The sequence below is a fragment of the Prosthecobacter debontii genome (genome assembly GCF_900167535.1).
Classification (GTDB): domain Bacteria; phylum Verrucomicrobiota; class Verrucomicrobiia; order Verrucomicrobiales; family Verrucomicrobiaceae; genus Prosthecobacter; species Prosthecobacter debontii.
Genome location: NZ_FUYE01000011.1, coordinates 1 through 12,399, shown reverse-complemented (window position 1 = coordinate 12,399; position 12,399 = coordinate 1). Strand labels below are relative to the sequence as shown.

The following is a 12,399-nucleotide window of genomic DNA, read 5'->3' as shown; positions in this document are numbered from 1 at the left end:
GCCTTCACCACCTCTGCTTTGTCGTTATCGCTTAGCACCCGGGCTGACCAGCAAGGGATCACCCTGTTCGCGTAACCAATTTTGCAATGTCTTCTCCAAGGAGGTGATTCGCTCCTGGTGCTCAGATTGTTCACTGAGATCGTGCATCTCATCGGGATCGGCATCCAAATCAAAGAGCTGTTTTCGCTTCGCTTGCGGATAGCTGATGAACTTCCAGCGCCCGTCACAGATCATCCGCTGCGTATTGGTGAAAGCACCGGTGACAAACTTATGCACCTGAGACACTTCCTTTTTCAAAAGAGGCACCAAACTCAGCCCTTGAACGGTCGCTGGAATCGGAATCGAGGTGAGTTCACACAGCGTGGGAAAGAGATCTCGTAAGGCCACCAGCGCCTCACTTCTCTGCCCCTCGGGCAACCCCGGCCCTGAGATCACAAGCGGTGAACGAATGCTGTGCTCATACTGGTTTTGTTTGCCCAATAAACCATGGCTCCCTAGAGCAAGTCCTTGATCGCTGGTGAAGACCACGATGAGATCTTTTCGACCTACCTCCTGAAGCGCACCCATGATGCGGCCGATCTGGGCATCCACGTCACTGATCATGGCATAGTAGATGGCCAGTTCCCTTTTCACCGCCTCAGCATCCCGAGGTGTGGGCAGCAGCAGTTCATCTCTGCCTTGAAGATTGCCATGATCGAAGGGATGCACGGGCGCAAAATTACGCGGCAGATTCAGCTTCGCCGGATCATAGCGGTGGGTTTCATCCGTCGGCCATTGGCGCGGATCATGAGGAAAGGCGAAGTTCACATGCAAAAACATGGACTCTCCTGAGGGTGTATCGTGGATGGCCTGAAGGGCTCCCTCGGCGATGTGGCGGCTGTTATCAGGGTCTAAGCCGACGCCTTTATCCAGCTCTGGTTTCCCCTCCTCATCCTTGAAGGTCCAGCCGCGATACCCAGTGCGCGGATGGCCTCTCTCATCCACGGTGGGTTCGGGCAGCCCCATAGCCCCGCCACTGGTGTAAAGCCCACGTGTGCCAGTATAACCCCGTTGTTTGGGGTGACCATCATTGTGCCACTTCCCGGAATACCACGTGTGATACCCAGCCTCTCGGAAAGTCTGCGCCATCGTCTTCAAGGCAGGATTGATTACTCCTGACGGATACTGCTGACAGGCCCGGAAGGGCGTGCAGCCTGTCAGCATCTCGGCCCGGCTGACATGACAGATGGGATAGCCCGCATAGGCCCGTGTGAAAGCTGTGCCGTGAGCCGCTAAGCGATCCAGGTTCGGTGTGTGAATCGTTTCGTTACCCAAGGCATGCAGCGTGTCAGGCCTTTGATCATCTGTAACGATGAACAGAATATCGGGTGCAGCATGGAGAGTGCTGACCAGGAATAAGAGGCTCAGGCTGCGTCCCCATCTCAATCTCATGAGGTAAGCTAACTAATCACCGGCTCTGATACTTTCCATTCGATGACCGCTTTCTCCACAAAAGTGCTTCCTTATCCAGCGTTGATTCTCTTCATGACGTTTCGGTATCTCTCCCTTGCAGCTCTCTTCACCCTCACCTGCGCTGCAGTCGCCCAAGAGGCGGATGTGGCGGTGAAAACCAATGTCATGGTGAACATGCGAGATGGGGTAAAGCTTGCCACGGATATCTACTTACCTGCCAAGGAAGGCATCGAGCAGCCAGGGGCCTATCCCGTCATCCTCACGCGTCTGCCTTACAACAAAGACGGTGCCAAAAAGCTGGGCCTCTATTACGCAAAGGCAGGTTATGTTTTCGTCGCCCAGGACTGCCGTGGCCGCTACGCCAGCGAAGGCACTTGGCACTGGATGACCGATGATGGACGCGATGGGGTGGACTGCGCGAAGTGGATCGGCCAGCAGCCTTGGAGCAATGGCAAGATCGGAATGATCGGGACGTCCTACGTCGGCGGCACCCAGCATGCCATGGCTCTGGAGGGCGCCCCTGAGCTGGCCACCGTGATCCCCGTGGATGCGGTCTCCAACTGCGGTGTGCAGTCCATGCGCAACGCAGGTGCTTTCGAGATGCGTTTCTGGAACTGGATCATGCTGAATTCCGCCAAAGGCAGCGCCGCCTCCCAAGATCCCGCCACGGCCGCCGTACTGAAAGAGATGGTGGATCAACGTTTCGATTACCTAGCCCATTTGCCTCTTCGGGCTGGCACCACCCCGCTGAAGCTCGCTCCTGAATACGAGAGCTGGCTGATCGATGCCATGAAGCATGGTGCCAACGATGCGTTCTGGACCCAGAACAACATCTTGGAAAACACGGCTAGCTACAAAGACATCCCGGTTTACCTCGTCGGGGGCTGGTATGACTCCTGGGCAGGCAACACGACGGCAAACTTCGCCGCACTGTCGAAGACGCTGAAGAGTCCTGTTTACCTGATCATGGGCCCCTGGATCCACGGGGGCCAGGCCAAGAGCAGCCACGGCCAAGTGGATTTTGGCCCCGAGGCTGCCATGGCTGATGAACTCGCCTGGCGCAAAGAGTGGTATGACCATTGGCTGAAGGGCCTCGACAACAGCATCGGTAAAACCGCCCCCTTTGCCACCCCTGTGCGTCTCTTCGTCATGGGCACAGGCGATGGCCGTAAAACCGAAGCGGGCCTTCTCAAACATGGAGGCTCTTGGCGGGACGAGCAGGAGTGGCCCCTGGCGCGCACCCTGTGGACGAATTTCTATCTCATGGAAGGTGGTGCGATCAGCCGTGACCAACCCACAGCAGCCACGGCACACACGAGCTACATCTTCGATCCCCGGAACCCCGTGCCGACCATCGGTGGGAACATCTCCAGTGGAGACGGCATCATGCTCCAAGGGGGTTGGGATCAAAAGGGCGGCCCGCACATCTGGAACTGGTCCAAACCCCTGCCCCTCTCAGCTCGCAATGACATCCTGGTCTTTCAGTCAGAACCACTCACCGAAGATATGGAAGTCACCGGAGAGATCGTGGCCAAACTTTGGGTCTCCTCCAGTGTCGTGGATACCGACTTCACCGCAAAGCTGGTGGATGTTTACCCCGCCAGCGCGGATTGGCCCGGCGGCTTCGACCTCAATGTCACGGACGGTATTCTCCGTGCTCGTTTCCGCGAATCTCTGAAAACCGAGAAACTCATGACTCCCGGTGAAGTGTATCCCATCACCATCCGCCTTTACCCCACCAGCAACGTTTTCAAAAAGGGTCACCGCATCCGGGTGGATATCAGCAGCAGCAATTTTCCACGATTCGATGTCAATCCCAACACCGGAGAACCGTTGAATGACAACCGCCGCGTGGAGACTGCCGTCAATACGCTGCACCTTGACCGCGATCATCCCTCTTGCCTCGTTCTTCCCTTGATCCCTCGTCAATGAGCGGGGATGATGGGGTCAGATGTTTTTATAACTTCGTTTGCACGCGGGTCCGCTGCATGCTTGTAGAATCCCGCTTTAGTTGTTCTGCCTGCCGTGAACAAGCCGCTTACATCCTCTCCGGAGCCCCCTGATCCCAGGGTGGGTGTAACGCCTTCACTTGAAGAAGAATCCGATAAAACCATCGTCGTCGAAAGTGTGCGTGGGACGATGAGCCAGACCATCCCCAATCGTACTCGTGGGAATGGGGTGCGTTCGGCAGACCTGCTCAAGGACAATGACGGCTGGCTGGATGGCCGCTACCGCCTTCTGGAGAAGCTGGGCGAGGGGGGCTTTGGCCTCGTCTTCAAAGCCGAACAGGTGCAGCCCATCCAGCGACTGGTCGCAGTGAAGATTCTCAAGGCGGGTATGGACACCCAGCAGGTGATCGCCCGCTTCGAGACGGAGCGTAAGTCGCTGGCGCTGATGGAGCACCCGAACATCGCCCGCGTGCTGGATGCGGGTGAAACTGAACGCGGTCAGCCCTACTTCGTCATGGAGTTGGTGCGCGGCCGCTCCATCACCAGCTACTCCAGCAAAAAGAATCTCACGCTGAATCAGCGGCTGGAGCTCTTCATCCCGGTCTGCCAGGCGGTGAATCACGCTCACCAGAAAGGGATCATCCACCGTGACCTGAAACCGTCCAACGTCATGGTGATGGAGGAGAATGGGCAGCCCATGCCTAAGGTCATTGACTTCGGGATTGCTAAGGTGCTCGAGCAAAAGGATGCCAGCGTCACCCTGGCCACCGGCATGGATCAACTCGTGGGCACCCCAGGTTACATCAGCCCGGAGCAAATCGAGCATGGCAGTTCCCATGTGGATACCCGCTCCGATGTGTATGCCCTGGGCGCCATCCTGATGGAACTGCTCACTGGCAAGGCCCTGGTCACTCCCATGGACTTGGCGCAGAAGCCCCTTCACCAAATCCTGCGCGATCAGGTGGAGCGCGATCCTCCCAGGCCGAGCTCGCGTGAGCCTTCCCTGAAAGGCGATCTGGACTGGATCATTCTCAAGGCCCTCGAACGCGACCCCGCCCGCCGCTACGGCAGCGCCGATGAACTGGGAGACGATCTCAAACGCTTTCTCCGGCATGAGCCTGTGCGCGCCTTCCCTCCTAGCCGTGCCTACATCATCGGCAAGTTCGTGCGTCGTCACCAGTTTGGTGTGGCGGCGAGTGTCGCCATTGCCCTCGCCGTCCTCTCAGGCGGCATCACCAGCACCGCACTCTATTTCGAAGCCGAAAAGAATCGCATTGCCGCCGAAGACGCCGGACAGAACCTCAAAAAGGAATACTCCCGCTCCGACGAAGTGATGGCCCGGCAACTCACGGAACGCCGGGACTATACGGAATCCGTCGCTTGGCTCACGCGTGCGCTGCGCACCGATCCCTCCAATACCCTGGCGGCTACCAATCTCCTCAGCCTGCTGCAACACGTTCACCTGCTACACCCCACCACCCCTGAGTTGGCACTCCCCGAGGGGGCCCAGGAAGCCCGCCTCGTCGGCCTCAGCCGCCAATCGAATCGAGCCATCGCCATCTCTCGCGTGAAAACGGCCGATGCTTCGAAATCCATCCTCAGCATTTGGGACACCACCACCCATGAACGCCGAGACCAGGAGTTGCCGAAAGGGGTCATCGCCACCTGCCTGAGCATTTCTCATGATGGTAAAAACGCCATCCTAGCTCTAGACGATGGGCAGGTGGAGATCCGATCGCTTGCCGACGGCACAAGCCTGGCTCTACAACCGAAGCTTCCCCAATCAGTCCTCAGTCTCGCACTGTCCGGCGATGGACAGACACTCGCCGTAGGGGGTGAAAATGGCACGATTCAGGTTTGGGATATGAATCAACTGAAGCGCCCAGCCCTGGTTCTGAAATCTGCCGATCTTCCGGTCAATCACATCGTCATGGATTACCTGGGCACTCTGGTGGCCGTGGCCCAGCAAGTCGATAGCGCGGATGTCAAAGGCAGTGCCGTCGTCTGGGACCTCAGCACGGGTAAAACCATCGGTGACCCCTTTGAAACCAGTGACGGCATCTCCGCTCTCGCCATCCACCGGGAACGCGAGATGATCGCGGTCGGCCTTCACTCCGGCACCGTCCACGTGGGGAACTTCCGCACGCAGACCGAATTGCTGCCCCCTCTCGGGCACCCTGCTTCGGTCACGTGTCTGAGCATGAATGGGGATGCCAGCGTGCTTACCGTGGGTGATGGGCGAGGTTACCTCCACGCATGGGACCTGCGGAAAGGTCAGCCTCTCACCCCGGCTCAAACCCACGACGGGGAAATCCTCATCGCCTCACAAGCTCTCGAACAAGGTCTCGTGACCAGTGTTTCACGCCACGGCGAGATGGAAGTGTGGAACACGGTCACCGGGGAACGCGTGCATCACCGCCTTCGCCACAGTGTCGCACAGGTCAGCGTCTCTCCGGACGGCTCCATGCTGATCGTAGCCCCTCGTCATGAACCCGCCGTGCAGGTCTGGAGCACGCATCAGCGCATGACCACCCGCCGCTATCTGGCTGGGCCAGACGAAGCCTACCTGGATACCCCGATGGACGGGGAAGATACCCCCGATGCAATCAAGCAGGCGGTCGCACGCAGTTGGAACCGTGCCTCCAGCCTCCTGGCTGCAGCAGACGCCGAAGGTCGCGTCACAGTCTATGATCTCAAGGCTCAGTATGAACCTCTAGGACCGACCTTCGTCCATCCTCCGGCGGTGGGTGCCGTCGCCATCTCAGAAGATGGTCGCCTCGCCGCCACCTCAGGCCGAGACCAAGAAGTGCGGCTTTGGGATGTTGCTACCGGGCGGCCCACAGGCATTTCCATCCGTCATGACTCGTTTGTCAACGCCCTCGCCTTGAGCGCCGATGCCCGTTATCTGGCCACCGTCACGGACGAAGGGGAAATCCGAGTCTGGGACTCTCATACCGGTGATGCCCTCACTCCCGGCCTGCGCCAGGGGATGGGCATCCGTGACATCCACATCAGCGCAGACAGCCAGGAGCTGGTTTATCTCATGCAAGACCAAGGCTGGTTTTCCCTCCCCATGCCCTTGGTGCCAACTTCGCCCCTGCCCGATTGGTTCCTCAGCCTCGCTGAAGCACTGGCTCGACGCCGCCTCACTGAAGCCGGTAAGGCCCAGAACGTTAGCCTCATGGAGGCACGCAACGCTTTGGCCCAGGTGCCCAAAGCAGCGCCTGATGACAGTGACATCGCCTACCGCTGGGCACGCTGGCTTTTGAGTGATCCCGAGCAGCGCTCTCTGTGTCCCCAGGAAGATGAACCGTTCTCTGAATACGTCGGTGGGCTGGGGAAAAAGAAGGACCCCAGTGCCCAAGCTGAGGCCATGCGCTACCGTAATCTAACCGCCGGGTTCTGAGTGCCTCCTGGTTGGATAGGAAATCCGTCGAGAGAATAAAAGCTTCCGGGTCGTTTCAGCGCCGGTTTCACCCTCTCCAACCATGATGTCCATGCGTCCCCTCCTCCAACTCCTTGCCTGCGGCGTGTTCGCCGCCGGTTCTCTGATGGCTGCAGATGCCAGCCGACCCAACGTGCTGTTCATCATCGCCGATGACCTCAATAACAGCCTCGGCACCTACGGTCATCCCTTGGTGAAGACGCCGAATCTGGATAAGCTCGCCGCTCGTGGCGTTCGCTTCGAGAAAGCCGCCTGCCAGTTTCCCCTGTGTGGCCCCAGCCGCAATTCCATGCTCACGGGTTTGTATCCGAACAGCAACGGCATCTTGAATAATGGCCAGCTCTTTCGTCAGACCATCCCGAGTCAAAAAAGCCTGCCACAGGCCTTTCGGTTGGATGGTTATTTTGCCGCGCGCATCGGCAAACTCTATCACTACAATGTGCCCCTCTCCATCGGCACCAACGGTCATGACGATCCCGGTTCCTGGGAAATGGAAATCAACCCCACCGGGGTGGATCGCATGGAAGACATGGATCAAGCTTTCAGCCTAATCCCCGGCAGCTATGGCGGCACGCTGAGCTGGTTCGCCTCCTCCAACCCTGACGAGAAACATACCGACGGCAAAATGGCTCATGAAGCGGAATGGGTGCTGGAGCGCTGCGCGAAAGACAAATCACGCCCCTTCTTTCTGGCCCTTGGCTTCTTCCGTCCGCACACCCCTTACATCGCCCCCAAGACCTACTTCGAAGGTTATCCCCGGGAAAACATGCCGGTGGTGCAAGGGTGGAAGGAAGATCAAGCCGACATCCCCGCCCCAGGCCTCGGCAGCTACAAGAAGGAGCAGGATAGGCTTACGGATGATCTGCGCCGCGAGTGCATCCAGGCTTATTATGCCAGCATCAGCTTCATGGATGCCCAGGCCGGGGTGGTGCTAGATGCCCTCGATCGTCTGGGTCTCAGTGAGAACACCATCGTCGTCTTCACCAGTGACCATGGCTACCATTTGGGCGAGCACGGCCTGTGGCAGAAACAGAGCCTCTTTGAAGAAAGCGCCCGCGTTCCTTTGATCATGGCGGGCCCTGGCATTTCCAAGGGGGGGGTGGCACAGGCACCCGTGGGATTGATCGACCTTTATCCAACGCTCACCGAGTTGGCGGGAGTCAAAGCTCCAGAGAACCTTCAGGGACAGAGTTTGGTTCCCATGCTCAAAGACCCCAAGGTGGAAGGCCGCGGCTGGGTGATCAGCCAAGTCATGCGTGGTGGCGCGGGCGCGGGCAAGAAAAAGGGAGCCAGCCCCGCGGTCGGTCGTGAAGGCAAAAAGATCTTTGGCTATAGCCTGCGCACCCTCCGCTGGCGCTACACCGAGTGGGACGAAGGAAAGGCTGGACGGGAACTGTATGACCACGACGCCGATCCCAAGGAACTGACCAACTTGGCCGACAAACCCGAACACGCGGCCACCGTTGCCGAACTGTCCACCCAACTGGGGGGCATCGTCAAGACCACCTATCCAGCTGATGGCGTGACACCTCCTGTGCAGGAAAAAGGCATGTGGGCACCCAACTTGACCGATCCCTAAGTCTTCACAGGATTGTCTTTGCACGTGTGGCGGCACCCTTCCAAGGTGGCCGCCGCATCTGTTTATATGAGTGAAGAGAAAAAAGACACCGGAGCCCAGGCACGCAGCACCGGCATCGTATCCATCGCCATCCTGTGCAGCCGGGTTCTTGGCTTGGTGAGAGATCAGCTTCTCAATGGTCTCTTTGGTTCCGCTTTTACAGGTATCTTCACGGCCGCCTTCCGCACGCCCAACATGCTGCGCGATCTCTTCGCTGAAGGCGCGCTTTCGACGGCTTTTGTCACCACTTTCTCCAAGAAGATCAAAAATGAAGGTGATGAAGCCGCTTGGGTGCTCGGGCGCAAAATGCTGTCCCTCTCCATCTGCTTCATGAGCATGGTAGCGGTCGCTGGCGTTGTGCTGGCACCCTATCTGTTTCGTCTGCTCACACCGGGTTTGTCTGAGGAAGCGAAAGTGCTCGGCACGTGGCTGGCACAGATCATGTATCCCTTCATCGCCATCGTCTCGGTGACGGCTCTGGTGATGGGGATGTTGAACTCGAAGAAAGTCTTCTTCATTCCAGCGGTAGCCTCGGCCTTCTTTAACCTCGGCTGCATCGTCGGCGGTGTGGTTTTAGCCTGGGTGATCGATCCCGGTTTTCGGACGGGGAACATCACGGAAAAAGGTCTGACCGGCTTCGCCATCGGCACGCTGATTGGCGGTGTCTTGCAGCTCGCCATCCAGCTTCCGTCCTTGAAGAAGGTGGGCTTCCGTTTCGGCCTCGATTTTGGCTGGAAGGACAAGGGTGTTAGCGATGTCCTGCATCTCATGTGGCCGTCCATGCTAGCGGCGAGCGGCACCCAGATCACCGTGCTTCTGAACTCCATCTTTGCTTCTTACACTCCAGGCAAGGAATCCTCTCTCGCCTGGTTGGCTAACGCGCAGCGCTTGCAGCAATTGCCGTTAGGCCTTTTCGGGGTTGCGGTGGCCACGGTCACCCTGCCGATGCTCTCCCGTCTTGCTACGGAGGGGATTACCCCGGCCTTCCGCGGCGCTCTGGCCAAAGGCTTACGGTTGGTGCTCTTCCTCACGCTTCCTTGTGCCGTGGGCCTTTCTTTGTTGGGTGAGCCTATCATCTCCATCCTTTTTGAGCATGGCAAATTCACCGCTTATGATGTGAAAATGACCGCCGGTCCGCTTCAGGCTTACGCTTTCGGATTGGTTTTCTACTCGGCCATCAAGGTCTTGCAGCCCGCGTTTTACACCATTGATAAACGTTTCGTTCCCATGCTCATCAGCATCGGCATCATCGTGCTGAATGTGGTACTGAATTACACCACGGTGTTTGTGTTGAAGTGGGATCACACCGCCCTTTCCTGGGCGACTGCTTTGGGTTTGGCTGTCAACTTCAGCACGCTGTATCTGTGCATGCGCAAGTTTGCTCACGGGTTGGAAACGCGCTCCCTCGTGCAAGCCCTACTGAAACTCGGCACGGGCATCCTCTTCATGGGAGCCGTCTGCATCGGTGCCCAGAACACCGTTCTGGCCAACTGGGCAGAAATGAATTTCCTCACCCAGTTCATCACCCTTAGCCTCACCATCGCTGTCGCCGCCGGCGTTTATTTCTTGGTCACTCAGAAGCTGCGGGTGGAAGAAGCCGGTGAGTTCCTCGGCATTCTCACCAAACGCTTCCGTCGCAAAGCATGAAACGCCGTCGTGTCTGGCTGATTGCAGGGGGACTCCTGATCCTGATCTGGAGTGGAGTCGCCATCGTCATGAAGCAGACCGATCCTCTTGTCTCGTGGCCAGAAAAGGTCATCGCTCTGGCGGAGGAAGCCCCTTGGCTGCATGGGGATGAAGGCACCTATGAATCACGGCATCTGTATCTGGATCGTTTGATCACGAATCAGAATCGCCTGGATGTGTCTCAACGCCGTCGCCTCCGCGAAGAAGGGCAGGAGGTCTTGGATAAATTCTTCACCTCTCTTACCGAGGAAGAACAAAAGGAGTATGTGAACCGCACCGTGGACCCACATCTGGACAATCTGGATCGCGGTCTCAAACTCCTGCCCACCGAGGAGCGCAAGCGACTGGTGATGCGCATGCGCAATGACCTCAAGAACTTGCGTGGGCGCACGCCCGACGGCGACCGTCTCTCCGATCAAGATCGTGAGTTCATGGACATGATGGTGTCTGAAGACCCGGTGCTGTTTTTACGTGCCGCTCCACTCAAAACGAAGATGGAACTCGCCCCCGTGCTGGAAGATCTGCAATCCCGCGTGCAGGGGCTGAGGCGTTAAGCCTAACCAGCGATGGATTCGACATCCTAAGTGATTCAGGAACCCATCGAGGAAATGGATGGAAGCAGCGCGGACACTCTTGTCCGCCGCCTTCAAATGGCGGCGAAGCCGCGAAGAGAGGGGGTGCGGCCAGGGGAGTCCATCATGCCTTCGTACCATTCGGAGCCGTCGATTTAATAAGTTGGTGGGTTCCGTTCTTCAAAACAAGCGCTAACCATCGTTCAACCACGGCAAACAACCGCAAACTCCCCAGCTCTCCCCTACCCTTCCACCTCGAACTCATCCGCCGGATCAAAGGGCGGCATGGGCACATTGATGATGCGCAGATTCCCCACCGCGCGATGCACGCAGCCGGGGCGGATCATCACACTGGTCATCGGCTTCAGCGGGATCTTCTCCCCATCCAGTTCCAGATACCCCTCGCCCTCAAGGACGATGTAGATCTCCGTCATGTTCTTGTGATAGTGCAGCTTCGCATCCGCATGGATGTCCGTCAGGTGCACCGTCGCCAGATTGTTCCAAGGCTCCTTAAACGCCCGCCGCGCCTGCCCACAGGGACAAGGCGTCGGCGTGATCTCATCCAACTGGGCGACAGCGTAACGGGGCTCGGAGGTGGATTCGACTTGGGACATGGAAGAGACTGGCGCAGGGGTAATTGTGTGCAAAGGGGAAACTGAGCTGTAGTTTCTTGGCTGATGTGTCCTTGACCGACTTATTCAGGGCAAGGTCAAGGGATGCATCTTTCGTGTGCCATGTTTCTGAAGAAAATTCCAGAGATTGGCCCTGAGTTTTTGGCTCTAGGGCTAATCAAGGCTTGTGAGGTTGACACATCGGCTGATCTCGACTTACCCTTTATGGTAAGCTGTTTTTATCTCGAACGTTTTGGATAATCGAGCTTGGTGTATGACACGTTTATTTGCCCTTATTGTTTATTCGATTTTTTGCCTAAGTTCATGCGCGACACAATCGAGCTTCAAAGTAACTTCCCAGGCAGGCAACACACTGTCATTCCAAACTGAATACCGTCCGTACAACGTGCATGGTGGAAGGTCTGTGTCTATTTTTGCCCATGCTGCGCGTGATCATGCCGTTGATTCCGCGATTCAGCAAAGCCAGAAAGATAGCCGCCAGGTTGAGCAAATAAGCCTTACAGGAGGCGACTTCAGCTATAGCCCATCAGGATACTACACATTCGTCATTGATGGAGACATGACGTATGGACCGCCAGCCAAGGAAGGCTTGGTTATTATTGATGAAACAGATTTAATCTCCAAGGCAAAGAGGAATGGAGACCGGAATCAGATTATCAGCACAGTTCTCTCGCCGGGAATAACGGCCATCAATAGCACGTTGATCGGCGATCCACAGATGTCCAAATATCAATATCGCAAACCATGAAAACAAGGCTAATTGTTTAGAGCGTGTTATGAACTCTTGAGAAGAGGGAGTTAAGCATCAGCACGGCAAAGGCCAGCCAGTGGATGCCTGCTAGGGAAGTCGTCAACCGTTCATAGTCTCTTGCCAGACGCCGGAACCGCGCTGACCAGGCAAATGAGCGTTCTACCACCCAGCGCCTGGGCAGTAACACAAAGCCCTTCTTGGCTTCTTGAAGTTTCACCACTTCCAGCCTGATGCCCTCTGTTTGGGCAGCTTCGGCGGGCTGCTCTCCTGTGTAACCTTGATCCACATAGGCCA

9 protein-coding genes are annotated in these 12,399 nt (G+C 57.2%); 6 read left to right on the top strand and 3 right to left on the bottom strand.

Annotated elements, in window-relative coordinates; translation table 11 throughout:
- Positions 1-24 precede the first annotated feature (24 nt).
- On the bottom strand, positions 25-1,431 hold the full coding sequence (locus B5D61_RS15960) for a sulfatase-like hydrolase/transferase (RefSeq protein WP_078814414.1): 1,407 nt from the start codon (positions 1,429-1,431) through the stop codon (positions 25-27).
- A gap of 42 nt (positions 1,432-1,473) precedes the next feature.
- On the opposite strand from B5D61_RS15960, the gene B5D61_RS15955 reads away from it, so the two are divergent.
- The 5 genes from B5D61_RS15955 to B5D61_RS15935 all read left to right on the top strand — a co-directional run bounded on the left by B5D61_RS15955 (position 1,474) and on the right by B5D61_RS15935 (position 10,704).
- Positions 1,474-3,384, top strand: a complete 1,911-nt coding sequence (locus tag B5D61_RS15955) for a CocE/NonD family hydrolase (protein WP_217699000.1) — start codon at positions 1,474-1,476, stop codon at positions 3,382-3,384.
- A gap of 93 nt (positions 3,385-3,477) precedes the next feature.
- A complete protein-coding gene (locus tag B5D61_RS15950) occupies positions 3,478-6,807 on the top strand; it encodes a serine/threonine-protein kinase (RefSeq protein ID WP_139373302.1) in 3,330 nt (1,109 codons plus the stop codon).
- A 91-nt stretch (positions 6,808-6,898) separates the two neighbouring features.
- Complete coding sequence (locus tag B5D61_RS15945) at positions 6,899-8,425, top strand: sulfatase (RefSeq protein WP_217698999.1); 1,527 nt, start codon at positions 6,899-6,901, stop codon at positions 8,423-8,425.
- A gap of 66 nt (positions 8,426-8,491) precedes the next feature.
- Positions 8,492-10,111: a murein biosynthesis integral membrane protein MurJ gene (gene murJ / locus B5D61_RS15940; protein ID WP_078814411.1), complete on the top strand. Its 1,620-nt coding sequence runs from the start codon at positions 8,492-8,494 to the stop codon at positions 10,109-10,111.
- On the top strand, positions 10,108-10,704 hold the full coding sequence (locus B5D61_RS15935; RefSeq protein ID WP_078814410.1) for a hypothetical protein: 597 nt from the start codon (positions 10,108-10,110) through the stop codon (positions 10,702-10,704). Before murJ ends, B5D61_RS15935 begins: the two co-directional genes overlap by 4 nt.
- 260 nt (positions 10,705-10,964) lie before the next feature.
- Here the strand turns inward: B5D61_RS15935 and B5D61_RS15930 are convergent, their stop codons facing one another.
- Entirely contained in the window at positions 10,965-11,336 is a 372-nt protein-coding gene (locus B5D61_RS15930; protein WP_078814409.1) for a cupin domain-containing protein, read from the bottom strand.
- 271 nt (positions 11,337-11,607) lie between these two features.
- Here B5D61_RS15930 and B5D61_RS15925 point away from each other — a divergent pair, with 271 nt between their 5' ends.
- Positions 11,608-12,102: a hypothetical protein gene (locus B5D61_RS15925; protein WP_139373301.1), complete on the top strand. Its 495-nt coding sequence runs from the start codon at positions 11,608-11,610 to the stop codon at positions 12,100-12,102.
- A 16-nt stretch (positions 12,103-12,118) separates the two neighbouring features.
- Here the strand turns inward: B5D61_RS15925 and B5D61_RS15920 are convergent.
- Positions 12,119-12,399, bottom strand: a 281-nt coding sequence (locus B5D61_RS15920; RefSeq protein ID WP_139373300.1) for a transposase, incomplete at its 5' end; no start/stop codon positions are given.